Below are 26,196 nucleotides of genomic sequence, written 5' to 3' on the forward strand. Positions count from 1 at the left end.
ATGGTGAGACTAGAAACCTAAAACCCAACATTCTAAAAATCCCATAACCACTCGAGTAGCATAACACTCGGAAAGTAGATTCTGAATCTGGTTCGTTCTTCACCGTTCAGAATAACGTCGTCTTTTATGAGAAATCTCTATCAATTACGTCTTTACAGCAAGCCTTAGCGAGACTAGGACTCTACTACCAGCACTCTAGAAAGTAAGAATGCTCATCCGTATCCACCCTCGGTTTAAAACGCATAAAAATAAAGCTCGCGATTAAGCGAGCTTTATTTTTATATTCAGAGTAAGAGACCATCACTCTAACGGTTCGGTTGGCGCTTGATTGCCCGGCTTAGCCGCCGCAAACGGCACATTTACCAGTTCAGAGGCATTATTTTTGACTAGTTCACCTAGGTGAAACAAGCCGTATTCGCCAGGTTTCATACGCTGCCAAGCTTCGTTGCCCGTCAAAGGTTGAGTTGCGATCACAGAAACGATGTCATGTGGCGTGGTTTCTTCTTGGAAGTTAATTTCCACATCTTCATCAAGCAAAGCAGCTTTTCCAAACGGTGCGCGTCTTGTGATCCAATACAAATGATTGGTGCAATACGTCATTACATACTCACCATCACTCAGAAGCATGTTAAATACACCCTTCTCTCTTAGCTCATCACAACATTTAGCAACATATAAGAACACCGACTCCATATCCTTTGGTGGCTCAGGATATCGATCTTCCATTTGCTTCAACAACCAGCAAAATGCCAGTTCACTATCTGTCTCACCGACAGGTCGATGTCGACCTGTATGCAAGTCTTGGTAGCCAGAGAGCTGACCGTTATGCGCAAACGTCCAATACCTACCCCACAGCTCACGTGTAAAGGGATGAGTATTTTCTAAATTAACACCACCACGATTCGCCTGTCGGATATGACTAACGACCGCACGACTTTTGATGGGATAATTTTGTACCAACTCTGCTATTTTAGACTCACAACTTGGCTTGGGATCTTTGAAGGTTCGAAAGCCCTTCCCTTCGTAGAAGGTGATCCCCCATCCGTCACGGTGTGGGCCAGTTCGACCTCCACGCTGCATGAGCCCAGTAAAACTGAAACAAATATCTGTTGGAACATTGGCGCTCATACCGAGCAATTCACACATGGTTTAAAAAACTCCCTAACAACACAGCTCGAAACGGTGGCCGTAAAACGATTATTCCATCTCTTTTTCAATCAACTGGATGATGATATGAATAATCTTAATATGAATTTCCTGAATGCGGTCTGCATAACCAAAGTGTGGCACGCGAATTTCAATATCTGCAAGGCCTGCCATTTTGCCGCCATCTTTGCCTGTTAGCGCAATCGTCTTCATGCCTTTCGCTTGTGCTGCTTCAATCGCTTTCAGGATGTTACCTGAGTTACCTGACGTCGACAGACCAAACAGTACGTCACCTTTTCGACCAACCGCTTCTACATAACGTGAAAACACGAAGTCATAACCAAAGTCATTACTCACACAAGAAAGGTGGCTTGGATCTGAAATAGCAATACCAGCATAGCCAGGACGATTTTCTCGGTAACGGCCTGTTAGCTCTTCGGCAAAGTGCATTGAATCACAGTGAGAACCACCGTTACCACACGACAATACTTTACCATCTTGCTTGAATGAGTCAGCAATCATTTTCGCCGCTGCTTCGATTTGCGCAATGTTATGGTCATCGCTTAAAAATTTGTTGAGCACTTCAGCAGCTTCGTTTAATTCACTTCTAATCAGATCATGGTACATAAGACGTTCTCTTTATTATTTCGGCTTCAGTCAGCTCTTGACTCACTGAGCAAATTGTTCTGATACCAATTTGGTATCGGACATTTCATAAACCTGAACTCGGGTTTGATTACTCTGAGTTTACCCACAAACGAGAATTAGTGTCGATAGTGAACCAACAGATTTAGATTAGTGATGGTAATAAACTTGTCAACTTGCTCATGAAACCATCACTCAAATCTCAACTTTAGAATTTTAACTCTACTTAGATCACTTTTTATCCAATCTTATGTTTTACATTTCCTTAATATTTTGATTACACTTAAACCAACTGGTTAGACCTCTTACCTAACATACAGACGTACAAAACTTATAAAGTCTGAAAAGGAAAATACATATGGACATCTTGCTCTCAATCATCACGATGGCGATCGTGCTAGGCATTACGCTCTACCACCGCATGTCTCTCGTGAAATCTATTAGCTTACTCACCGCAGCCATGCTGGCTCTTACAGTAGCTGGTACTGTCGGCGTTATTGGTTGGGCGATTTACGTTCTCGCCGCAGCTGTGCTAGCGGTTCCTGGCGTACGTCAGTCTTTAATTAGCCGCAAAGCGTTAGTGCTTTTCAAGAAAGTGCTGCCAGCTATGTCTCAAACCGAAAAAGAAGCGTTAGACGCAGGTACCGTCTGGTGGGAAGCCGAACTATTTAAAGGCAAACCAGAGTGGCAAAAGCTACACGCAATTCAAGCACCTAAGTTAAGTGCGGAAGAACAAGCCTTTTTAGACGGCCCTGTGAATGAAGTGTGCGCCATGGTGAGTGATTTCCAAGTGACCCATGAACTCGCGGACTTACCGCCAGAAGTTTGGCAATACCTGAAAGATCATAAGTTCTTCGCCATGATCATTAAGAAAAAGTACGGTGGTCTGGAATTCTCAGCATACGCGCAATCTTTGGTACTACAAAAATTAACGGGTGTTTCTGGCGTTCTATCGTCTACCGTTGGTGTTCCTAACTCTTTGGGCCCAGGTGAGCTACTGCAACACTACGGTACTGAAGATCAGAAAAATCATTACTTACCGCGTCTAGCTGAAGGTAAGGAAATCCCTTGTTTCGCCCTAACAAGTCCAGAAGCGGGTTCTGACGCTGGATCTATTCCAGATTACGGTGTGGTCTGTAAAGGCGAATGGGAAGGAAAAGAAGTACTGGGTATGCGCCTGACTTGGAACAAGCGCTACATCACCCTAGCGCCAGTCGCAACGGTACTAGGCTTAGCATTCAAACTTCGCGATCCTGAAGGTTTGCTAGGCGACAAAGAAGATCTTGGCATCACTTGTGCGCTTATCCCAACTGATGTCAAAGGTGTTGAGATTGGTAACCGACACTTCCCACTCAATGTGCCATTCCAAAATGGTCCAACGCGCGGTAAAGACATCTTTGTTCCTATCGATTTCATTATCGGTGGCGAAAAAATGGCGGGCCAAGGTTGGCGTATGCTGGTTGAGTGTCTGTCGGTTGGACGTGGTATCACGCTACCTTCAAACTCAACAGGTGGCATCAAAACTGCGGCAATGGCAACCGGTGCTTACTCACGTATTCGCCGTCAATTCAAACAGCCGATCGGCCATATGGAAGGAGTTGAAGAACCATTAGCACGCTTGGGTGGTAATGCTTACGTGATGGATGCAGCAAGCAACTTAACCGTTGCGGGTATCGACTTAGGTGAAAAACCTTCAGTTATCTCAGCTATCGTGAAGTATCACTGTACGCACCGCGGCCAGCAAAGCATCATCGATGCAATGGACATCGTAGGCGGTAAAGGTATCTGTATGGGACCTTCTAACTTCCTAGCTCGTGGTTACCAAGGTGCGCCAATCGCGGTAACGGTTGAGGGTGCTAACATTCTAACACGCTCAATGATCATCTTTGGCCAAGGCGCAATCCGTTGCCATCCGTACGTTCTTGAAGAAATGAACGCGGCGTATTCTGAAGCAAGTAATGCTGTCGAGAAATTTGATAAAGCGCTTGCTGGTCACGTGAGCTTTACAATGAGTAACCTAGTGCGCAGTATCTGGTTTGGTTTGAGCGACGGTCTGGGCTCTTCATCACCAACCAAAGATGCAACCAAGCGTTACTACCAACAATTGAACCGTTACAGTGCAAACCTTGCTCTGCTATCGGATATCTCAATGGCAGTGCTAGGTGGCTCTTTGAAGCGTAAAGAGCGTCTATCAGCACGTCTTGGTGACATTCTAAGCCAGCTATATTTGAGCTCTGCGACGTTGAAACGTTTTGAGCAAGATGGCCGTCCAGTCGAAGATTTACCATTAGTACACTGGGGTCTACAAGACAGTTTGAAACAAGCGGAAGTGGCAGTAGATGAATTCTTAGCAAACTTCCCGAACAAAGTAATTGGCCGTGCGCTACGCGTATTAATCATGCCATTTGGTCGCGTACGCAAAGCACCAAGCGATAAACTAGACAGTAAAGTGGCGCGCATTCTACAAACGCCAAGTGCAACGCGATCACGCATTGGTCGCGGTCAATACCTTGAACCAACCGAGCACAACGCAGCAGGTAAGATTGAACTTGCACTATCAGTCATTCTTCAAGCTGAGCCTGTGTTTGACAAAGTATGTAAAGCGCAGGGTAAGCGTCGCCCATTCTTACGTTTGGATATGATTGCTCAGGAAGGGCTAGAGCAAGGCTTTATCACGCAAGAAGAAGCCGATCTACTCAGAGAAGCGGAACAGCATCGTCTAGATACAATCAACGTTGACGATTTTGAGCCGGAACTGCTTGCCGCAAAGCCGCTATACCCTCAGATGGATAGTGTCGCGTAACTCTAGAATCTGAGACCACAAACGGGAGTATCAGCTCCCGTTTTTTATTGCTTCCAGAATCGCATTCATAACACCTCACACCACGAAGCCCCTGCGCAATCTCAATAAAAGCCACGCACTCCAATCTTTCCCCCGATTTCCAGTGATAACTAACTCACAGACGTTCCAACTAAGCGGTGTATACTTTAAGTAACTCACTCACATATATGGTAAATCCGTTGGCTAAAATATTACTCGCACAGTGGTTCCCAGGGCTTGTTCAGCTTAAGCATTATCAAAAAGAATGGTTTGTTAACGACTTCAGAGCCGCCTTGTCTGTTGTCGCGGTTGCACTGCCAGTTGCCATAGCTTATGCACAGTTAACTGGTGTATCCGCAATTGTCGGTCTGTATTCGTGTGTACTGCCAATGTTGGTTTACGCCATGATGGGCACATCTCGACAACTCATTGTCGGACCCGATGCAGCAACCTGTGCAGTGATTGCTGCTGTTGTGACACCACTTGCCGCAGGTGACCCCACAAAACATTGGCAGTTGGTTATGACCATGACAGCGATGACGGGGATTTGGTGTGTACTGGCAAGTCGTTTCAAGCTAGGGGTGTTTGCAGATTTCCTTTCTCGTCCGATTCTTTTGGGTCTACTCAACGGTGTTGCTCTCACAATTATCGTTGGTCAGTTTGCGAAAGTAGTCGGTTTGAAATACGAGCAACGTTATTTACTGGAACGTTTATGGGAAGCTCCACAACGATTAACCGATCTTCATTGGCCTACTGTAACTCTGAGTATCGTGACAGTTGTCGTTTATTTGCTCACCAAACGCTACCGACCAACTTGGCCTGCTGCCATGCTGGCGATCCTCGTAACTACTGCGTCAGTTTGGTTTTTCCATTTACAAGAGATGGGCGTATCGGTTGTCGGACTCACTCAAGGTGGCTTCCCTCAGTTTCAAACACCGGAGTTTGAGCTAGGTGAAGTCCGTGAACTAGTGGTCCCGGCGCTCAACCTTGCGATTGTCAGTTTTGTTAGCATGATGCTCACCGCCCGCAGTTTCGCTGCTAAAAACGGTTATGATATTGATGCTAATAAAGAGTTTCAGGCGTTGGGTTTTGCCAACATTGCCTCAGCGTTTTCGCAAGGTTTCGCGATAAGCGGCGCTGACTCACGCACAGCCGTCAATGATGCAAATGGCGGTAAATCTCAATTAGTTTCGATTGTCGCCGCAATCACCATTGCCATTATTGCGGTATTTATTTACGAGCCTTTGCAGTTCATCCCTATCGCTTCACTTGGTGTTGTATTGATCATTGCGTCCCTATCGCTGCTCGATCTTAAAGCAATTTGGAAATTAAAATCTCGTGACAAAGATGCATTTTATCTGGCCATCATTACTTTTATTTCTGTGTTGATCGTGGGTGTAATACCGGGGATCACTTTGGCGGTATTGCTAGGGCTGTTTCAATTTTTACGGATTGTCATGCGACCGAGTGATCAGCTACTTGGCTTGGATGAAAAAGGTACCATTCGGACCATCGACGACTCAGGAAAAGCTTCGCCTATTCCTGGAATGGTGATTTACCGCTTTAACTCACCGCTAACTTACTTCAATGCTCCTTACTTTAAACGTAGAGTGTTAGAGCAGGCAGAGCATCACAAAGACGCAAGTTGCGTTGTCATCGACGCCGTATCGAGCTTTACTCACTTGGATCTCAGTGTGATGGCAACACTGGCAGATATTCACAATACTTTGAAAAAGAGAGGCGTACGCTTAATCCTCGCTGGAAGGAAACGACGTCTTCGTCAATGGTGTGAGCTTACTGGTATCAGCACCAGTGAAGGAGGCATCTTACTGCGAGCTGATATGTACCTTGCCATTAAACTTAGTGGCTGTTACATCAGTGCTGTGGGTGAGGGACAAATTCCTACTGTTCAAAAAGAGCCTGATTTAGAGCAGCCACCCAAACCAATTCCAGAAGTGGCTTAAATACAAATTTAATATAGAAAACAGGAAATTAAACTCCTGTTTTCTAGTGCTTATCTTCACAGCTGAATACGTGTTACGCCTTTGGCTTAAACTTTTTTGTCATCCCTTGGCTTTTAGGAGCCACCAGCCTATAACCAAGCTTTTCGTAAAAGACCGGTTCATCAGCAATCATAGAAACGTAAGAGCCTTCAAGTGCAACAGATGAAAGATAACCGTCGATGTATTCCATGACTTTTCTACCTAAACCGTTGCCTTGATAATCAGAATCAACGGCAACGTCGACAATTTCGAAGTTACACGCCCCGTCACCAACAACCCGACCCATTGCAATGAGCTTTCCTTCATCCCGAACAGATACGCCATATAACGAATTGGGTAGACCAATTTCAGCAGCTTTCAACGATTTGGGTGATAGCCCGGCTTTGACACGCATATCACAGTATTCTTTCGGGCTTGGCACATGCTCTTCATATCTTATTGTCATTATGTACTACTCCTTTGTATCACCTTGGAGCTTACATAACTAAACTGTATAAATAAACAGTTAAACGTTGGAAAGATGTTCCCATTAAGCACACAAAGTATCAGGTCTAGAAAAGAAGCCACCGACAACTCTGACGCCATAATAGATATAAGTTGCTCTGAAGCTAGACATTCCTTTTTCTAAACATGTTTCTCTCAACAACGTATCCGCATGCTTTCGAGCACTTTGTGGCAACACCTCTTCCCTCATGAGTTGGTAAAGAGCATCATGCACTAAAGAAGCTTTCATAATGTTTTTTGTGTCTAACGCTGGCCCACTCGCTCCATCCCATGCATAGCCCTTTTTAATCGTTAACACGCCTTGTTTGGACAAACTAAGAAAAGGGCTGTCATACGCGTTACTCACTGAAATGTGAGTCTCAATCTTTTCTTCAGAATGGAGAGTGTATTTATACTTCTGACGCTTTTTGTATTTCATCAGAGACCTCGCGTTTACTTATTCTTATTTATCACGCACAGCTGAATATTTATCCAGAAACCCTACAAGATCGGCTTTTGTTATTATGGCGTACTACCTATTACAAAGCCCAAATCAATATAAATAGAACTCCATGCAATCAATAAAGCCAGAACCCCTGACTTTATTGACCAAAATTTAACCAACAATCCTTATTCTGAAGGAAGTCTACTCAATTTTTTATGGATATCTTCTACAAAATTGGCTTGTTCACTTGGAGAAACCTCTAGAACATAATGAAAAAACGGACTTGTATGCTCAGTAATTTTATACTCTTCACTTAACAGCTTAATTACTTGTTCATGATTAAATCGTGCGGAGACTAAGCCACTCTCGGTTTCTTGAGTTATAACTATATAGTGAGCGGTTGGAAAAACCGTAAACCTTCCTTCGACAGGAAACCAAGGAGCAAAAGAAATAATCTCGTCATCAATTATGTATGCTTGAGGTTTACTGACATAGGTGTAAGGGTACTTTTCATCTAAATAGGGTCTTGCTGTATCAAACAAGCCATCATAATAAGTTGGTATTTCTACTTTTTGGATTTTACTTAAGGGATCGAAAGTGAAGGTATCAAGTGATTTTAAATTATTACTTCCCGAATCTGGATTATTAACACCATTATCAATAGAAGAACAACCTACAATTATCACTGCACAAAAAAAAGCTAAAATTTTATTCATTATTTCTTTTATCTTTAATTGATTGTTTTGAAAGTTAGTCACATTAAAAATGCAACCAATTTAGAAAGTAAAAATGATATATTATTTATATAAAATCCCAAACATATATTTGAGTACAGTAAACTTAAATATTCATAATTTATCCATTTTTCTTCTTCCAATTTGGTAACTTGAAAAAAAAACGGAGCCGATTGGCTCCGTTTCTCGCTTTATGTGTGTGTTACTACTATTTCTTTGGTACTTCTAATTGCATCTCTGGCATGGCATCGCGCTTCGCTTTAATTTTGCGCCAGACTATCCATGCAATGATCACAATCAGCAGCATTATCAAGTTACCTACCGCGATAATAATCATGCTGCGCTTACGCTCAGCCTCCCGCTCAGCGATAATTTGCTTTTCCATTTCAATACGGCGTTGCTCGGCTAATTCAGCTTCTTTTGCAATTCGAGCAGCTTCTAGATCAACTTCATCAACAACACTGAAGGTTTGCTCTGGAATAGGAAACACCAACGGACGCTGGGTTGCAAAATCAGTGGCAAAGATCTCGCCGCGCCATGCGTACTTACCAAGCTCAGCATCGTTATTGAGGTTCAACGTAACTCTCATTCCATCTTTAGAGACCTGTCCTTGGCTGTAACTAATGAAACCATCGGGAGCGTCCTTTTTCACTGTGACTGCTATAGAGCCTGGTGCAATCATACCTTGCTCGCCACTCACCACTAATTGGTGTGGCTTATCGGAATTACGAGCCTGAATAAAAGTACGAGAGATTGGGTTCGGATAAACCAAGATGACTTGTTCTTGCGCTCGTAAGAATACGCCATTGCCAGACGTGATGCGCGCGCGGTACTTACCAGGCTCAACGTCTATCGGGAGCTGAACCGTAAACACACCATCCCCTGCTTTTTCATCCAAGCCGCGGCCGTCATCAGAAAACTCACCCACAACCATCGGCACTGGACGAGCTTCTTTGATCAGCTCATCTTCATTTTCGACAAACTTGGTAAATGTCACGCGCAGATTCACGCGATCAAGGAAGTCGCGCAATACAAGAGGTTTGCCGTCGGAGGTCAGGCGAGCTGTAAACTTAAGCGCTTCCCCATTATATAATCGGTTTGGGAACCGATCCGTACTGAGCTTTAGGTGAGAAATTAAGCGGATGTTATTTTTAGGTGTAACTTTCCCCACAGCCTGCCATGGACCTGGCATAGGGTTATCAACGGAAATAATATCGAGAGAGGCTTCTTGATACCAACGTACATTGTCGTAAGAGCCCCAAGCATAGTATTTTTTACCGTCAGGACGGACTAAAACGACTGGCTGAGAACTTTGCTCACGATAAACCAAAAACGTGATCTGCTCGATGGTTGGATCAACTCGAAAGCGATTGTCTAACAAAGACATTGTAGATTCACTCGCAGCACTCGAGAGACTACTCCATATCGCTAAAAACGCGACCAACAAAGCCCTCAACATAGCTTCTCCTATTGATGCCAAATACAGTCGTTCACCAACTCTAATCTTTTTTGGTGAGCTTCTAGTTCATCGGCACTTGCGCGCAAAACCTTTAGCGCTTTTCTTCCTTCAATACGACGAATGGTTTCTACTCCACCCTCTTGTTTATTCGCGTTAAATTCTAGACTCGTTTGACCACCCGTCATAAAGAGGTAAACGTCGGCTAGAATCTCCGCATCGAGCAAAGCTCCGTGGAGTGTACGGTGCGAGTTATCAATACCGTAACGTTCACATAAGATATCAAGGTTGTTTCGCTTACCAGGGAAGATTTTCTTCGCCATTGCAAGGGTGTCGGTCACCTTGCAGTAGTCGTCAGTTTTGCCGATGTTAGGATCGAGCATGCCAAACTCGTAATCCATAAAGCCGGTATCGAAGGGCGCGTTGTGGGCAACAAGTTCTGCGCCTTTAATAAACTCAAGAAACTCTTGGTGCACGCTCGCGTATTCCGGTTTATCAACCAAGAATTCATCCGTAATACCGTGAACTTCAACCGCTTCTGGTTGGATTTCACGATCGGGTTTTAAATAAACGTGGAAGTGACGACCAGTCAGCTTACGGTTGATGATCTCCACGGCACCGATTTCAATAATGCGGTGTCCCATGTAGTGAGGACCACCCTCGCGGTTCATACCTGTGGTTTCGGTATCGAGAACGACAATGCGGTTATATTCAGAATTGCTGCTGGTATTCATAAGGTTATGTATGTCAGACTATGCTTTATTAAATGTTTCGGCTAATAGTACCAAAAAATATGACCAAACACGTTGAGATTTTCACTGACGGTTCTTGTTTAGGTAACCCAGGACCAGGTGGTTACGGCATAGTATTGCGTTACAAAGACGTAGAAAAGACACTTTCCAAAGGCTATACGTTAACTACCAACAACCGCATGGAAATGTTGGCGGCTGTCGTCGCGCTACAGACGTTAAAACAACCTTGTAAAGTCACTTTAACGACTGACAGCCAATATGTGCGCCAAGGTATTACTCAGTGGATCCATAACTGGAAGAAGCGTGGTTGGAAAACAGCGGATAAAAAACCCGTGAAGAATGCCGATTTATGGCAAGCTCTAGACAAAGAAACCGCACGCCATCAAGTTGAATGGCATTGGGTAAAAGGCCACGCAGGCCATCGTGAGAACGAAATGTGTGATGAGCTAGCCCGGACTGCTGCAGAAAACCCAACTGAGGAAGATACAGGTTACCAACCCTCTTAGCGAGATTCTTTCCTCATAGTGTTACCCTCTCGATTCATCACCCCAAGTGGTGTGAGCTTTTTCTTCAAGCGCCAATGCGGTTTGATAGGCTTGAGAGGGTATGTCCGTTTCCGCGCGACTATGTAATACAAACTCCCAGCGGGTGATGCCCAATCACCAAGACTATTTTCCAACCATGTCCACATCGTACGGTAACGTTTCATCGGAAACAGCGCATAACGATCACAATGAATCACTTGATAATTAAGTAACCCTAACCAATCTTTGATGCGGTTCGACGTAAACATTCGTCCACTCCAAGGCAAATTATGTTTACGCCATGGAAGTAAACTCGCTAATCCAGTCAAGCTTAATGGGTTGAATCCAGTAATAATTACATAGCCATCATCCATCATCACTCTATCGACTTCACGCAACAAACGGTGTGGATCGCTTGCATAGTCGAGCTGATGAGCGAGTATCACAACATCAAAGCTTTTTTCCAAAAAGGGTAATTCGTAACCATCTGCAATCACATTATGCAACGGGTTCTGGATATCTACGTTGACTTGGTGTTGAATGTTACAATTACAGCTGGTTAGCTCACAGCTCAACCCGCCCAGTTTGAGCATATGGTAGCCGAAGAGTTTCGGACACCATTCATCAAGTCGGGTCTGGATTGACTCAAGCACCCACGGACCGTTGTTCATTGCTGACCAAGTCGACGGGTGTGGTATAGTTTTGTTGCTGAGTGCTGGTTTCATTAACCACCTGACTAAAATGGGTGACGGAGAACGAATCGTGTTAGAGATCAAAAGCATACCCGCATTTAATGATAATTACATCTGGCTGATACAAAATAGCGATAAGCGCTGCGCAGTCGTTGATCCGGGCGATGCGAAGCCAGTATTAGAATTTCTGCAGGCTAACGAATTAACTTTAGAAGCGATTTTAATTACGCACCACCACAACGATCACATTGGTGGCGTTCCAGACTTAGTGCGTGCATTTCCTGACGTCGCCGTTGTGGGCCCAAAATCAGAGCCAATTCCAACCCTAACGACACCAATGGAAGAAGGCGACAAGCTGGAGTTGTTTGGTGAGATTTTCTTAGTACTTGGGTTACCCGGCCATACTTTGGGCCATATCGGTTACGTTGGGGACGGAAAACTGTTTTGCGGTGATGTGCTCTTTTCTGCTGGCTGCGGTCGTATTTTTGAAGGTACGCCTGAGCAAATGTTTGAATCACTGAGCAAACTAACGTCTCTACCAGAAGAAACTCAAGTCTTCTGCGCACATGAATACACGGCGAGTAACGTGGCGTTTGCTCTAGCGGTTGAACCTGACAATGAGCAACTTCGCCAATATCGCGACGATGTAAACCGACTGCGAGCACTCAACATTCCGACACTTCCAACAACAATACGCAAAGAAAAGTGGATTAATCCGTTCTTGCGAACCTCTAACCCTGACGTGGTTCAATCTGTTGCTAGTCGCATTAAAAATAGCGATCCATGCTCGGTTTTTACTGCTTTACGCGAGTGGAAGAACGAATTTTAACCATTTTCTGCTTGTAAGTTTGCAAGACCCCAGTATTATCAGGGACTGATTTTTCGAGAAGCGCCACTGGCGCTTCTCTTACGTTTGGGGTTGATATAAATCTATTTGAATTTCTCCCCATTGCATAATTAGAAGCTCTTTGCCTCTATAAATTAGTTAGTGTTTAAAAGATGTCTATTATCTTGCGACTGCCACGCACATTACGTTGCGCGACAGGCAGGTGAAGATAAACAGGCCCTAAATAGGCTGAATCCATGCGTTTGAAGTATACTTGGGCGTTGGCGTTGTTATTATCTGGCTGTCAATTGACTCAGTCAGATTCAACGTCTTCTACACCAGAAACCAATAAATCTGAGCAGACTGCAAAGCAAAATGCAGTAAAAGCTCAACCGGGCAATAAATCGTCACTAGCAAAAAAATCCGCTAACGACGCGCCTAAAGTTCTCTCCCCCCAAGAACAAGAAGATGTGTGGCAACGTATCGCCATGCAGCTGGACATGGATATCCCAAACCACAAGAAAGTGGACTACTACCGTACGTGGTATTTAAAGCACCCAAATCACCTTTACACGGTATCTAAGCGTGCGACTCCTTTTCTATACATGATCACAAAACGTATCGAAGAGCGCGGACTCCCAATGGAGCTTGCATTACTTCCTGTAGTGGAAAGTTCATTCGATGCCTTTGCCTACTCACATGGTAGCGCGGCTGGGTTGTGGCAATTTGTCCCAGGCACCGGAAAAATGATGGGATTAGAGCAAAACTACTGGTATGACGGTCGCAGAGATGTGGCAGCAGCAACGGATGCAGCGCTGGACTACCTAGTACAACTAAACGAGCGTTTTGATGGTAACTGGGAACATGCAATCGCCGCTTATAACAGCGGTGGAGGCCGAGTTTCTAGCGCAATTCGTAAGAATAAAAAGCTCGGTAAACCTATCGATTTCTTCTCATTAGACTTACCAAAAGAGACCAGCAGTTACGTTCCTAAGCTATTGGCCTTGGCTGACGTTATCGCAAACCAAGACAAGTACGGACTTAATATTCCTGCAATTCCAAACAAGCCTGTTCTAACGCTTGTTGATCCAGAAGAGCAGTTAGATCTGGCTATTGCCGCAGATTATGCCGGCATTAGCGTAAAAGAGTTGCAGAGTTACAACCCAGCATACAACCAGTGGTCGACAGCGCCTGAGGGGCCGCACCAACTTTTGATTCCCGTAGAGAAAAAAGAGACTTTTCTCACCAAGGTGGAGAAAAATCGCGGTAAAGGGATGAAGGTCGCTCGCTACAAGGTGAAATCTGGTGACTCTTTAAGCGTGCTAGCTAATAAATACGGCACAACCACGAAAGTCATTCGACGTGCCAACGGCCTATCGAATAACAATATTCGTATTGGTCAATACCTGTTGATTCCGACATCAACAAAAGACGATGCAAAATATGCATTAACGGCACAAAACCGATTAAACAAGACTCAATCTCGTGCTCGTGGTCAACTCAAGCTCACCCATGTCGTTCAGTCTGGAGAAAGTTTGTGGTCAATCGCACGTAACAATAAAGTGTCGTATAAATCGTTAGCTAAATGGAATGGTATGGGCCCTAAAGATCCATTGCGTGTGGGTCAAAAGCTAGTGATTTGGAAAGACTCAGACAAAGGTTCTGTGATCCGTACCGTTTTCTACAACGTTCGCTCTGGCGACACCATTAGCGGCATTGCAAGCAAGTTCAAAGTAAAAACGAACGACATCGTGAAATGGAACTCGCTACACAAGAAAAAATACTTACAACCAGGTCAAAAGCTTAAGTTGTACGTTGACGTAACGAAGGTAAGTGTATGAACCCATCAAGCAATCCACTTGTGATGCTGTTGGACATTTTTCGTTCTCCAACATCTTGTTTTCTTGCGCTTTATCAACGCGGTGGATGGGGATGGCAACCGTTCATCTTCCTGATGCTTAGTCCGTTTTTATTCTGGGGTGCTTACTTTTCGAATGTCGATTTCACGTGGCTCAGTGACCAACTTGCTGCGCAATTTCAGCAAATCGACCCGAAGCAGATTGAGCTATTAGAACCAAACACGCTAATGGCAAGCGCGATCATCAATGATGTATTCAACCGCTTTGCCACCTTACTATTGCTCGCGCTTTGGTTCTTTCTTGCAACAAAGGCAAGCAAACAACAATACGGTTACTGGAAATGGTTTGCCGCATCGTGTGCTATCTTATTCCCAGCAGTATTGGGCGATGTAGCAAGCTACGCGAGCTTGCTACTCAAGCATGGTCAGGTAATGACTTACGCTGCCGATTTAAATAGCCTCAATGGTCTATTAAAGCTGCCTCTTACTAACGAATGGTCTCATTTCGCTAGCTCGTTACCTTTGCTTCTGCCTTGGTACATTGTGCTCGGCTACGGCGTTGTACTGACGTGGACGGAGTTTGAACGTGGCCAAGCTTTGGTGATAGCAAGCCTGCCATGGGTATTCTTCTACGTTATTTGGGCACTTTATATTGTGGTAACCTAAGCTAGTTATTTAACGTAAATGACAATAACAATGGGTTATGATCGGAAGCGTCGCTCTGCGGCGCTTTTGCGTACTTAAGCGTCAGACCTCGGTAAAACACATGGTCCAGTGGTAACCCTGTTATAAATTGGACTCGATGATCCGGCAAGAACGTCACCTCTTGTAAGTCCGCAGCCTTTAAGGCCTGCCTCATCGCATTAACGCGAGATTCACTCCAGCTATTGAAGTCTCCAGCAAATAGAATTGGCCCCACATGATGCTTTAAAAGCATTTCAAGCGCCGTTAACTGCGATACATACTCTTTTGTACCTACGGTGAAGTTAATCGCATGTACATTCACCACTGCGAGTTTCTCGCCATTACTCAAGTGATACTGGCTATATAATGCAGACTTAGGTAAGCGAAGCCACGGCTCTTTAGAGGTGTAAGCGCAGGCTTTTTCTGGTTGCCCTTGAGCAATACTAATTACACCGGCACCGCTACCCAGCGCCTTAAAAGCACTCACTTGATTACTAACCCAGCGACCATCCACCAACCACTGTTTAAATGATGGTGTCATGCTGGCTTCTTGCAATAACAGTAACTGCTTATCAGCAGAAAACTCATCGAGTGCACGTTGCCAGTTAGCCCGGTTCTGTTTGTAGATATTCCAGACAAGCACATTGATTTTGCCGTCATGATCGAGAGCTTTTGAATCGCTAAATTCGATGCACCTGATATCTTGTGTCAGCTCGGTACCTGTTTGAGTAATAATTTGCGGCTGATCTGGTACGGTGAAAATAACCTGGAAGCCAACCAATACCGCTATTACGAGAAAAGCTAACGCCAGAAAAAAACGCTTAAACATACGACAAACCTGAATGTAGGCACCCGAAATCTAGAACAACCAATCTCGGGTTAAATGATTTCACTAATAAGCAAACAACAAAAAAGGAGCCACTTGGCTCCCTTTTAGCATAATAAATACGAAACAGGTGACAAGAAACCTTAGATCGCGTCTTCGTCTTCTTCACCAGTACGAATACGAACCACACGCTCAATATCAGTGACGAATATTTTACCATCACCAATCTTACCAGTTTGCGCGGTTTCAATGATTGTCTCTACGCATTTATCAGCCACATCTTCCGTTACAACGATTTCGAGCTTCACTTTAGGTAGAAAGTCCACCATGTACTCTGCACCACGGTAAAGCTCGGTGTGACCTTTTTGGCGACCAAAGCCTTTCACTTCAGAGACGGTCATCCCTGTAATGCCAACTTCAGCTAGCGCTTCTCGAACATCATCCAGTTTAAATGGCTTGATAATCGCTTCAATTTTTTTCATGTTCATCCCTTAAGCTTCAATCGATTGCGCTTATTATCGTTTAGCGTTTCGCAACATTCAATGTTTGTCTCTGATCCACCAGCGAAAATCCAGGCTGAGCAAATTAACATAGCGAATATCGTGAGTTGATAAAACCCAATGAGGACTGCTCAATGCCCAATCGTCCAAGCTTTACTTCAGACTCGCGTTTACTTCAAACTTGCGTAGTAAGCCGCTAGGTTAGCGATGTCTTCATCAGACAACAATGAAGCTTGAGCTTGCATCACAGCAGCAAGCCCACCTGTTCGCTCTTTATTTTTATAAGCTTTAATTGAACTGATAATATATTGCTCATTTTGCCCTTTCAGATTTGGGTAACCCGGAATGACAGCAATACCATCAGCGCCATGACACGCCGCGCATACTCCCGACTTTGCTTGACCTGCTGCGACATCTCCCGCAGCTAGAGCTTGCCCACTGAACATGGTTAACGCCACCATTGCACCCATGATTGTTTTCTTCATTGCTTCACCTAATCAATTATTATTTAAGGATTTTTATATTTTATAATCGACATTGTGGCATGAATTTTCATTACCTGCGCCAAATAAGTTCACAATCTTGACCATTAAATGCCTGATCAACGAACAGATCTGCCACAGCAACGACTCGGTCTTGATACATCAAAATCGGAATTTGACGACGCAGCCAGCTTGGCACATTGTATTCTTGGAACAACTTCTTCAGTTTTCGACTGTGATTACGCGTGGTTGGATGCGCTGATAAGCCTTCCGGATTAAAGGTCACGCGAAGCAATTCTGGCTGACTCGGAAGCGCAATCGTTGCGTTGCTAGAACTCGTCGTTAAGGTCAGCTCCCCTAGCCGCTCTGGCAGCGACAAAGTCGCATCAACTTGAATCGTACTTTGCCACTCAGTGACGTCAGCCGTTTCCGTTACCCAATAGAGACAATTTCGAAAACGGCGCACTTCACCTTGTTTAAGTTGTAGTTTGGGGTTGGCATCTTGCTGAGCTAATGCGACTTCATTCCAGATGAGATTGAGTTGTACCTGAGTCGGCATACTAGTATTAAGCTTAGACAGCCACATACGAATCAAGCGCGCACGCGCTAATCCACTGTGCTTAGCCAGTTCTTCAATACTCAAACTTAGATCCGTTTGTAAAGCGCGTTCAAACACCGCGCTCAATAGTTCATCCAATAGCGCTTCTTGTTGAGCACATAAACTTGCACTGCGCTGAACCGCTTGATGGATACTCGGCCAGCGACCAGACAATTCAGGAATAACACAATGACGAAGAAAGTTACGATCATAACGGGTATCTTGATTGCTTTCGTCTTCCACCCACTCCAAGCCTAATTTAGTAGCGGCTTCTTCGATGGTCTTCCGCTTGATAGTAAGCAATGGTCGAACTAGAGATCCGCAAGAAAACGGCATACTCTCCGCCATCGAAGATAACCCTTTAGGCCCGCTGCCGCGCTTAAGCGCAAGGAGAAAAGTCTCTATTTGATCGTCGGCATGTTGACCAGTCAACAGTATATCACCTTCTTGAATGTACTTAGTTAAGGCTTGGTAGCGAGCTTCACGAGCAAGAAGTTCAATACTTTCACCATTGCTGATGTCTAAGCTCACTCGCTCGATCGAGCACGATATCCCCACTTGTTGTGCCCAAAGTAAGCATTTATCGGCCCAATTATCGGCATTCGAGCTTAAACCATGGTGCACATACACAGCGTGACACTCTACAGAGTGCGCTTGTTGGTAGCGACTGAGTAATTCGAGTAAAAGACGTGAATCCACTCCTCCGCTAAACGCCAAGACAACCTTAGTGCCTAATTGATAGTAGCGGCCGAGAACTTGAGCAAAATGCGGGTAAAGCGATTCCATAAGCGATCCGATAGGTACAAAAAAAGGGCTGGACTCTCATCCAACCCTTTCTATTTTAACTGTTATCACTTGAGATATCAGCTAACGCTTAATAGCAATCACCGAAATTAACAGTAACCGTAGCTCATTAGACGCTGGTAACGACGCTCACGTAGCGTCTCTTCATCCAATTGTTCTAGATCTTCTAGCTGACGAAGTAGTGTCGCTTTCATATTCGCTGCCATTTGAACATGATCGCGATGAGCGCCGCCTAGTGGCTCTTCAATGATTTCGTCGATCAGTTCAAGCTCTTTAAGACGCGGAGCAGTTAGGCCCATTGCCTCTGCCGCTTGTGGCGCTTTGTCTGAATCACGCCATAAGATTGAAGCACAACCCTCAGGAGAAATTACTGAGTACGTAGAGTACTGAAGCATGTTCACGTAGTCGCCTACACCGATTGCTAATGCACCACCAGAACCGCCTTCACCGACAACGTTACAGATTACTGGTACTTTAAGACCAGACATCACTTTTAGGTTTTTCGCGATAGCTTCAGATTGACCACGTTCTTCTGCGCCCACACCTGGGTATGCGCCAGCCGTGTCAATAAATGTGATGATCGGCATGTTGAAACGCTCTGCCATTTCCATCAAGCGTAGAGCCTTACGGTAGCCTTCTGGTTTCGGCATACCAAAGTTACGTTTCACCTTTTCTTTGGTCTCACGACCTTTTTGGTGACCAATGATCATCACAGGGCGGCCTTCAAGGCGAGCCATGCCACCCACAATCGCTTTGTCGTCTGCAAACGCGCGGTCACCCGCTAATTCATCAAACTCCTCAAAAGCGTGTTGGATGTAATCCAGCGTGTAAGGACGTAGTGGGTGACGAGCCAGTTGAGCTGTTTCCCATGCACCTAGGTCACTGAAGGTTTTTTTCTTCAGCTCTAAGCTTTTCTTCTCAAGCTGTTCGATTTCTTTATCCAGGTCAATCGCAGAATCACCACCGTGACGAGAGACATCACGTAATGCTTCAATTTTCGCTTCTAGTTCTGCAATTGGCTTTTCAAATTCAAGAAAGTTTAGGCTCATCTATGAATCCTTGTTTACTCAGCGTCTAACATATTGCGCTGAATTTTTAGTTAAATTCGAGTTCTACCTGGCTTTTGCCAAGCAACTGTTTTAAATCGTCGAGTAATGTATCACTTGGCGTAACTCGCCACTCGGTGCCCAATGTTAACCGCGCTCTGGCGTCGGCACGCTGGTAGTATACATTGACGGGTACGGTTCCGGCTTTGTGCGGTTCTAAAATACGGCTGAACTGCTCAAAAAACTGATCGTTGATCTGATTTGCATCTATCGATACCGACAAACCACGAGCGTATTTCTCGCGCGCACTGCCGAGATCCATAACTTCACGCGCCGACATTTTAAGGCCACCGTTGAAGTCATCAAAGCTGACCTGTCCAGAAACGACCAAAATTCTGTCTTTTTCGAGAAGTTCAGCGTATCGATCCAGTGCATCTGAGAACAACATCACTTCCATGCGACCACTTCGGTCATCCAGTGTCATAATGCCAATTCGTGTACCACGCTTAGTCGTCATTACACGAGCGGCAATAACCAGACCTGCCACCGTGACAGATTGGTCGCGGCGAGTGGGCGTTGCGTCTTTTAGTCGACAACTGGTGTATTTGTTTAGTTCCTTTACGTAGGCGTTAATTGGGTGCCCTGTCAAATATAGACCTAGGGTATCACGCTCGCCCTCTAACCACACTTTTTCTGGCCAAGGCGGAACCTGCGTATACTTATGCTCTACTTCTTCAGGTGCATCCGTTAGCACACCAAACATATCCGTTTGACCAAACGCTTCAGCTTGGTGATGTTGACTTGCTGCTTTTACCGCATCATTGAGTGACGCCATCATCGCCGCGCGGTGTGGGCCTAGTCGATCCAACGCGCCCGCGTAAATCAGCTTCTCTATCACTCGTTTATTGACGCGTTTTAGATCAACTCGAGCACAGAAATCAAATAGGTCTTTAAAGTGACCACCTTTATTTCTCGCCTCAAGAATCGCATCGATAGGACCCTCACCTACCCCTTTTATCGCACCAATACCGTAAACAATTGCGCCATTTTCATCAACATTAAAGCGATATAAGCCAGAGTTGATGTCTGGTGGCAGCACGGTGAGCTTCATACGGAAACACTCATCGACCAAGCCAACGACTTTTTCCGTGTTATCCATATCGGCTGTCATTACCGCAGCCATAAATTCGGCAGGGTAATGTGTTTTCAGCCAAAGAGTCTGATAAGAAACCAATGCATAAGCAGCAGAGTGCGATTTGTTAAAACCATAACCGGCGAACTTCTCTACCAAGTCGAAGATTTTCATCGCCAACTCGCCATCGATACCGTTCTTTATCGCACCTTCTTCAAAGATAGCACGTTGTTTTGCCATCTCTTCTGGCTTTTTCTTACCCATTGCACGACGAAGCATGTCCGCACCACCTAGCGTGTAACCTGCTAAGATCTGCGCAATCTGCATTACCTGCTCTTGGTACAGGATGATGCCGTAGGTTGGATCTAGCGTCTCTTTTAGCGACTCGTGTTGCCACTTTTCATCTGGATAAGAGATCGCTTCTCGACCATGTTTACGGTCGATAAAGTTATCTACCATGCCCGATTGCAAAGGACCCGGACGGAAGAGTGCTACCAATGCGATGATGTCTTCGAAACAGTCTGGCTGAAGTCGTTTGATCAGCTCTTTCATGCCTCGAGATTCAAGCTGGAATACTGCTGTCGTTTCAGAGTTTTGCAACAAACGGAAAGAGGCGGGGTCTTCTAACGGTATGGATTCAATTTGAACCGGTTCTTTACCTTCTCGCTCTAGGCGTGGGTTAATCAGCCCTAACGCCCAGTCAATAATGGTTAAGGTACGTAAACCTAAGAAGTCAAACTTAACTAGGCCAGCGGTCTCAACATCGTTTTTATCAAATTGAGTAACCGGAAAGTGACCTTCAGCGTCTGCATAAATTGGCGCAAAATCGGTAATTGTTGTAGGTGAAATTACAACACCACCAGCGTGTTTACCGGCGTTTCGCGTACAGCCTTCCAAAATATGACACATGTCGATGAGTTCTTTAACTTCCTCATCGGCCTCATACAATTCAGGTAGTGCAGGTTCAGCTTTAAACGCTTTATCTAGCGTCATACCTGGATCGGGCGGGATCAGCTTTGAAATACGATCAACAAAACCAAATGGGTGGCCCAATACGCGGCCAACGTCACGGATTACCGCTTTTGCCGCCATGGTACCAAACGTGATGATCTGAGACACCGCGTCACGACCGTACATTTCCGCAACGTGGTCAATAACCTGGTCACGTTTATCCATACAGAAATCGACGTCGAAATCGGGCATCGAAACACGTTCTGGGTTCAAGAAACGTTCGAACAGCAAGTCGTATTCTAGTGGATCCAGATCGGTGATTTTTAGTGCGTAAGCCACCAAAGAACCAGCACCGGAACCACGTCCAGGACCGACAGGAATTCCATTATCTTTTGACCACTGGATGAACTCCATTACGATCAAGAAGTAACCAGGAAATCCCATTTGGTTGATAACATCTAGCTCTATCTGAAGACGTTCATCATATTCAGGGCGGCGACGTTTTCTCTCTTCCTCATCTGGAAATAGGAACTCTAAACGCTCTTCCAACCCCTCTCGGGATTTCATGACTAGGAACTCAGTCTCTTTCATCCCTTCGGTTGGGAAAGCTGGTAGGAAGTACTCACCTAAGCGCACAGTCACGTTACAACGCTTCGCTATCTCGACACTGTTTTCTAACGCTTCAGGAATATCAGCAAACAGCTCACACATTTCTTCTTCTGTACGAAGATATTGCTGCGGACTGTAGTTTTTTGGCCTACGCGGATCTTCTAATGTGTAACCATCGTGAATCGCTACGCGTATTTCATGAGCATCAAATAGGTCTGGACTCAGGAATACAACTTCATTGGTCGCCACTACTGGCAAGTCTTGCTGCTCTGCCAATTCAACCGCAAAGTGAAGATAAGTTTCTTCATCTGGACGACCGGTACGAAGTAGCTCAAGATAAAAGCGATCTGGAAAATGCTGTTTATAAAAATCAACACACCCCTGCACTATTTGACGGTTGCCTTTCAAAAGGCCGCGACCAATTTCCCCGCTTTTACCGCCGGATAATACAATCAAGCCTTCAGACATTTCAGCCAACCAGGCTTTATCAATCACAGGGTGGTGTTGAACATGTCCACGTAAGTACGCTTTTGATATCAATAACGTCAGGTTCTTATAACCTACATTATCCGCCGCAAGCAAAGTCACTTGTGTCAGCTCTTCACCAAACTCGTCCGACTGCATTTTAAAGTCAGCACCAATGATCGGTTTAACACCACTGCCATGCGCCGTACCGTAAAACTTCACCAAACCACATAGGTTGGTAAAGTCGGTCAACGCCATTGCGGGCATACCGAGCTCAGCAACTTTCTTTACGATTGGCGGAACTTTGTTGAGGCCATCCACCATCGAGAAGTCACTATGAACACGCAGGTGGATGAATTTGGGATCTGACATTAACAGGTACCGTGTAACTCTATTTTGTTGGGGATTCTAACCTAAAGAGGTTGGGTTTATAACACCAATTAGATCGTTTGATTATTCTATGCCTAACGCTTTTTTTACTGGCTTGAAACTCTTGCGGTGTTCACTGATCACTCCGTGTTGCTCAATCGCTTCAAAGTGCGCTTTAGTTGGGTAACCTTTGTGCTTCGCGAAGCCAAATTGTGGATGAAGTTTATCCAACTCTTCCATCTCTTGGTCACGCACGACTTTGGCAATAATTGACGCCGCACTGATTTCGGCAACACGTAGATCGCCTTTTACTACAGCTTGAGCATCCATTGGCAGCTCCGGACAACGGTTACCATCAATCAACACCAAATCAGGTTGAACCTGTAACCCCGCCACTGCACGCTGCATCGCAACCATAGTCGCCTGCAAAATATTCAGTTGATCGATTTCTTCAGGAGAACAACGCCCGACCGCCCACGCCAATGCTTTTTCTTTGATTTCAGGAAGCAACGCCATGCGTTTCTTTTCGGTCAATTTTTTCGAATCGTTCAACCCTTCAATAGGATTGTGAGGATCAAGGATAACCGCAGCGGTGACGACGTCTCCCACCAAAGGGCCACGTCCTACCTCGTCGACTCCGGCCACAAGCTGGTAACCTTGCGGATATTCAAACGGAGGGAGTTCAACTTTGGTTTTGGTCGCTTTTGGTTTAACAGCCATGATAAATCTCTATTTTTCAATCAGTTTTAGAACCGCGTTTGCGGCTTGTTGATCCGCATCTTTACGGATCCAATGATGCATTTCCGTAAACTTATCTAACATCGGTTTATTGTCGCTTTCCAATAAGCGAGAAACCTCAGTAAACAAATTGTCTGGTGTGCACTCATCTTGTAGATATTCTTTGACGAGCTCATCATCCGCCAAGATATTCGGCAATGACACATACTTCGTTTTCAATAGACGTTTAGCTAAGAAAGCAGTAAATGCATTCACACGATAACCCACCACCATTGGACGCTTGAGAAGCATACACTCCAACGCTACGGTACCGGAGGCCAACATCACGGCATCGGATGCGGTGATGACGTTGCGTGCGGTGTCATCAACTAACTTGAAGTCCAACTCTGGCGCTAGCTCTTTCCATGCTTGTTCAAACTGCTCACGGCGTTTTTGATTAACAAGCGCGACAACAAACCCCAGTTCTGGAAATTTTTTATGGAGTAACTTGCAGGTTTCAATAAATGGCTCTGAGAGCATTTTTAACTCGCTACCACGACTGCCTGGCAGGACAGCAAGCCACTTTTTATCTTGTTCTAAACCAAGCAACTCACGTGCAGGCGCTTGTTCTGATTCTAGTGGGATGGCATCAGCCAAGGTATGACCAATGAACTCGCAAGGTACATTAAATTTGTCGTAGAACGCTTTCTCAAACGGAAGAAATGCTAGCACCAAGTTCGTTGCCGCTTCTATTTTAAAGATGCGCTTCTGACGCCAAGCCCAAACAGACGGACTCACGTAATGAACGGTTTTAATGCCCGCTTGCTTGAGGTCAAGCTCCAGGCGTAAGTTGAAGTCAGGAGCATCGATCCCGACGAAAACATCAGGCGGATTCTGAGTAAAATACTGAACGAGCTCAGCTTTCACTTTAAGAAGTCTCGGTAAGCGGCCTAAAACCTCGACTAATCCCATCACCGCAAGCTCTTCCATATCAAACAGAGACTCGCAACCTTGGGCTATCATTTTCGGACCACCAATGCCTACGAACTCTGCGTCTGGATATTGTTGCTTTACTGCTTTGATAAAGCCTTCACCTAGCGTATCGCCAGACAATTCTCCGGCAATGATGCCAATACGTAATGGTCTTTCCATATCTACTTCGCTATTTTTCCTGTGCGCTATGGATAACGGTTTGCCTTATCCATAAAACACAAAAAGATCGTAACCTCAAATTTGGTCACGATCTTTTTATTTATTGGTTCATTCGCCAATTAACGAATAATGCCACGTTCCGTCGTTTCCAGAATATCTGAGAAACGCTTCACAGCCGGCCACTCTTGAGCCATTTCAGCCAGAATAGGCTTCACTTCTTCTAGCGTCTTACCTGAACGGTAGATTTCTTTATACGCTTTTTGTAGCGCACGAATCTCTGGTTTCTCAAAGCCATTACGCTTCAAGCCAACAAGGTTCAAGCCGAATGGAGTAGCGTGGTTACCTTGCGCGAGTACATAAGCTGGGACATCTTGCACCACAGCTGAACAGCCGCCAATGTATGCGTAAGCGCCTACTGTACAAAACGGATGAATCGCAGACAGTGCCATCACACCGGCATAGTCATCAACAGTAACGTGACCACCAAGAATCGAGTTATTACCGATATGAGTGTGGTTACCAATAACAACATCATGCGCAACGTGTGCATTAACACACAATAAGTTGTCATCACCAATGATCGTGGTTGCTTTGTCTTGCACTGTGCCGCGGTGAACTTGGACCGCTTCACGAATGACGTTACGGTCACCGATAACCACAGTTGTGTCTTCACCACCGTATTTTTTGTCTTGGTTTTCTTCACCAATGACAGCATGTGGGAAAATACGGTTATCTTTGCCAATAGTTGTGTGACCTTTGATCACAACGTGAGACATCACTTCTGTGCCTTCACCAATTTCAACCGTAGAGGTGATGTACGTAAAAGGACCTACTGTTACGTTAGCACCAATTTTGGCGCCCTCTTCTACCACCGCTGCCGGGTGGATTTTAGCGGTTTCATGAATCATATTAAAACTCTCGACGAGCACACTTCAGTTCTGCAGAACATACCACTTCGCCGTCAACTTTTGCTACACCGCTAAATGCAGCAATGCCGCGACGTTCTTTCAGAAATTCTACCTCAATAACCAATTGGTCGCCCGGAACCACTGGTTTACGGAATTTCGCGCCGTCTACGCTTGCAAAGTAGTACAGTTCATTTTCTGTTGGTGCACCAAATGATTTAAATGCAAGTAAGCCTGTTGCCTGAGCCATTGCTTCTAAAATCAAAACACCTGGGAATACTGGTAGTTGAGGAAAGTGACCTGTGAACTGAGGTTCGTTAACCGACACGTTTTTAATCGCGTGAAGGTACTTCTCTTCTTGGAAGTCTATCACTCGGTCGATCAATAAGAATGGGTAGCGATGAGGTAGTAGCTCTTGAATTTCAGAGATGTTCATCGTTTTCTTTTCAGTAGTCAAAGTCGTCTTCCTATATCAATTTTTTGCCGCCAAGATGGCAAACGTGGCAACAGGTCGTAAAGCCGAATCGCTTTGCAATATACTAGCAAAATACGCACCATCTTGGAGTTAAAT

Annotated in this window: 24 protein-coding genes; 6 read left to right on the forward strand and 18 right to left on the reverse strand. The window is 45.0% G+C overall.

Annotated elements, in window-relative coordinates; genetic code table 11:
* Positions 1–300 precede the first annotated feature (300 nt).
* Positions 301–1,146, reverse strand: coding sequence for a class II glutamine amidotransferase (locus tag R7Z49_RS11555; RefSeq protein WP_005380394.1), 846 nt, complete (start codon positions 1,144–1,146; stop codon positions 301–303).
* A gap of 51 nt (positions 1,147–1,197) precedes the next feature.
* Positions 1,198–1,773, reverse strand: coding sequence for a D-sedoheptulose 7-phosphate isomerase (lpcA, locus tag R7Z49_RS11560; RefSeq protein ID WP_005380392.1), 576 nt, complete (start codon positions 1,771–1,773; stop codon positions 1,198–1,200).
* Between the two features lie 376 nt (positions 1,774–2,149).
* Between lpcA and fadE the strand changes: the two genes are divergently transcribed.
* Both fadE and R7Z49_RS11570 read left to right on the forward strand, forming a co-directional pair.
* On the forward strand, positions 2,150–4,594 hold the full coding sequence (gene fadE / locus R7Z49_RS11565; RefSeq protein ID WP_005385392.1) for an acyl-CoA dehydrogenase FadE: 2,445 nt from the start codon (positions 2,150–2,152) through the stop codon (positions 4,592–4,594).
* A gap of 206 nt (positions 4,595–4,800) precedes the next feature.
* On the forward strand, positions 4,801–6,576 hold the full coding sequence (locus tag R7Z49_RS11570; RefSeq protein WP_151515045.1) for a SulP family inorganic anion transporter: 1,776 nt from the start codon (positions 4,801–4,803) through the stop codon (positions 6,574–6,576).
* Between the two features lie 73 nt (positions 6,577–6,649).
* Here R7Z49_RS11570 and R7Z49_RS11575 read toward each other — a convergent pair whose 3' ends face one another.
* The 5 genes from R7Z49_RS11575 to dnaQ all read right to left on the reverse strand — a co-directional run bounded on the left by R7Z49_RS11575 (position 6,650) and on the right by dnaQ (position 10,467).
* On the reverse strand, positions 6,650–7,060 hold the full coding sequence (locus R7Z49_RS11575) for a GNAT family N-acetyltransferase (RefSeq protein ID WP_017633770.1): 411 nt from the start codon (positions 7,058–7,060) through the stop codon (positions 6,650–6,652).
* Positions 7,061–7,144: 84 nt separating this feature from the next.
* Positions 7,145–7,537, reverse strand: a complete 393-nt coding sequence (locus R7Z49_RS11580) for a DUF1353 domain-containing protein (protein ID WP_017633769.1) — start codon at positions 7,535–7,537, stop codon at positions 7,145–7,147.
* A 191-nt stretch (positions 7,538–7,728) separates the two neighbouring features.
* On the reverse strand, positions 7,729–8,301 hold the full coding sequence (locus tag R7Z49_RS11585) for a hypothetical protein (protein WP_137282305.1): 573 nt from the start codon (positions 8,299–8,301) through the stop codon (positions 7,729–7,731).
* A gap of 184 nt (positions 8,302–8,485) precedes the next feature.
* A complete protein-coding gene (locus R7Z49_RS11590; protein ID WP_318111674.1) occupies positions 8,486–9,736 on the reverse strand; it encodes a TIGR03503 family protein in 1,251 nt (416 codons plus the stop codon).
* Between the two features lie 8 nt (positions 9,737–9,744).
* Entirely contained in the window at positions 9,745–10,467 is a 723-nt protein-coding gene (gene dnaQ, locus R7Z49_RS11595; protein ID WP_005380385.1) for a DNA polymerase III subunit epsilon, read from the reverse strand.
* Between the two features lie 59 nt (positions 10,468–10,526).
* Here dnaQ and rnhA point away from each other — a divergent pair, with 59 nt between their 5' ends.
* Positions 10,527–10,991 (forward strand): ribonuclease HI, encoded by a 465-nt coding sequence (gene rnhA / locus R7Z49_RS11600; protein WP_005380384.1) that lies wholly within the window; start codon positions 10,527–10,529, stop codon positions 10,989–10,991.
* Here rnhA and R7Z49_RS11605 read toward each other — a convergent pair.
* On the reverse strand, positions 10,988–11,734 hold the full coding sequence (locus R7Z49_RS11605) for a class I SAM-dependent methyltransferase (RefSeq protein ID WP_017636046.1): 747 nt from the start codon (positions 11,732–11,734) through the stop codon (positions 10,988–10,990). The genes rnhA and R7Z49_RS11605 overlap by 4 nt on opposite strands.
* Before the next feature lie 37 nt (positions 11,735–11,771).
* Between R7Z49_RS11605 and gloB the strand changes: the two genes are divergently transcribed.
* The 3 genes from gloB to R7Z49_RS11620 all read left to right on the forward strand — a co-directional run bounded on the left by gloB (position 11,772) and on the right by R7Z49_RS11620 (position 15,051).
* Positions 11,772–12,530 carry a hydroxyacylglutathione hydrolase gene (gene gloB, locus R7Z49_RS11610; protein ID WP_017636045.1) on the forward strand — a complete coding sequence of 253 codons (759 nt, stop codon included), beginning with the start codon at positions 11,772–11,774 and terminating at the stop codon, positions 12,528–12,530.
* Between the two features lie 254 nt (positions 12,531–12,784).
* On the forward strand, positions 12,785–14,368 hold the full coding sequence (locus tag R7Z49_RS11615) for a LysM peptidoglycan-binding domain-containing protein (RefSeq protein WP_017820746.1): 1,584 nt from the start codon (positions 12,785–12,787) through the stop codon (positions 14,366–14,368).
* Positions 14,365–15,051, forward strand: coding sequence for a YIP1 family protein (locus tag R7Z49_RS11620; protein WP_005380375.1), 687 nt, complete (start codon positions 14,365–14,367; stop codon positions 15,049–15,051). Before R7Z49_RS11615 ends, R7Z49_RS11620 begins: the two co-directional genes overlap by 4 nt.
* Before the next feature lies 1 nt (position 15,052).
* Here the strand turns inward: R7Z49_RS11620 and R7Z49_RS11625 are convergent, their stop codons facing one another.
* From R7Z49_RS11625 to fabZ, 10 genes are all read right to left on the reverse strand, one after another.
* On the reverse strand, positions 15,053–15,898 hold the full coding sequence (locus R7Z49_RS11625; RefSeq protein WP_132936887.1) for an endonuclease/exonuclease/phosphatase family protein: 846 nt from the start codon (positions 15,896–15,898) through the stop codon (positions 15,053–15,055).
* Positions 15,899–16,038: 140 nt separating this feature from the next.
* Positions 16,039–16,377: a nitrogen regulatory protein P-II gene (gene glnB / locus R7Z49_RS11630; protein WP_005380372.1), complete on the reverse strand. Its 339-nt coding sequence runs from the start codon at positions 16,375–16,377 to the stop codon at positions 16,039–16,041.
* A 188-nt stretch (positions 16,378–16,565) separates the two neighbouring features.
* The gene (locus tag R7Z49_RS11635) at positions 16,566–16,880 is read right to left on the reverse strand and encodes a c-type cytochrome (protein ID WP_033905507.1); all 315 of its coding nucleotides are present in this window, start codon (positions 16,878–16,880) and stop codon (positions 16,566–16,568) included.
* 70 nt (positions 16,881–16,950) lie between these two features.
* Positions 16,951–18,261 carry a tRNA lysidine(34) synthetase TilS gene (tilS, locus tag R7Z49_RS11640; protein ID WP_053349817.1) on the reverse strand — a complete coding sequence of 437 codons (1,311 nt, stop codon included), beginning with the start codon at positions 18,259–18,261 and terminating at the stop codon, positions 16,951–16,953.
* A gap of 107 nt (positions 18,262–18,368) precedes the next feature.
* Positions 18,369–19,328, reverse strand: coding sequence for an acetyl-CoA carboxylase carboxyl transferase subunit alpha (gene accA, locus R7Z49_RS11645; RefSeq protein ID WP_005380365.1), 960 nt, complete (start codon positions 19,326–19,328; stop codon positions 18,369–18,371).
* A 46-nt stretch (positions 19,329–19,374) separates the two neighbouring features.
* Positions 19,375–22,854, reverse strand: a complete 3,480-nt coding sequence (gene dnaE / locus R7Z49_RS11650; RefSeq protein ID WP_005385364.1) for a DNA polymerase III subunit alpha — start codon at positions 22,852–22,854, stop codon at positions 19,375–19,377.
* 81 nt (positions 22,855–22,935) lie between these two features.
* A complete protein-coding gene (gene rnhB / locus R7Z49_RS11655) occupies positions 22,936–23,571 on the reverse strand; it encodes a ribonuclease HII (RefSeq protein ID WP_085570097.1) in 636 nt (211 codons plus the stop codon).
* Between the two features lie 9 nt (positions 23,572–23,580).
* Positions 23,581–24,720, reverse strand: coding sequence for a lipid-A-disaccharide synthase (gene lpxB, locus R7Z49_RS11660; RefSeq protein WP_318111675.1), 1,140 nt, complete (start codon positions 24,718–24,720; stop codon positions 23,581–23,583).
* 119 nt (positions 24,721–24,839) lie between these two features.
* Positions 24,840–25,628, reverse strand: a complete 789-nt coding sequence (gene lpxA / locus R7Z49_RS11665; protein ID WP_005380357.1) for an acyl-ACP--UDP-N-acetylglucosamine O-acyltransferase — start codon at positions 25,626–25,628, stop codon at positions 24,840–24,842.
* Between the two features lies 1 nt (position 25,629).
* Complete coding sequence (gene fabZ / locus R7Z49_RS11670) at positions 25,630–26,082, reverse strand: 3-hydroxyacyl-ACP dehydratase FabZ (RefSeq protein ID WP_005380349.1); 453 nt, start codon at positions 26,080–26,082, stop codon at positions 25,630–25,632.
* Positions 26,083–26,196 lie beyond the last annotated feature (114 nt).

Origin of the sequence: Vibrio sp. 1562, assembly GCF_033340155.1 — a bacterium.
GTDB classification, from domain to species: Bacteria; Pseudomonadota; Gammaproteobacteria; order Enterobacterales; family Vibrionaceae; genus Vibrio; species Vibrio alginolyticus.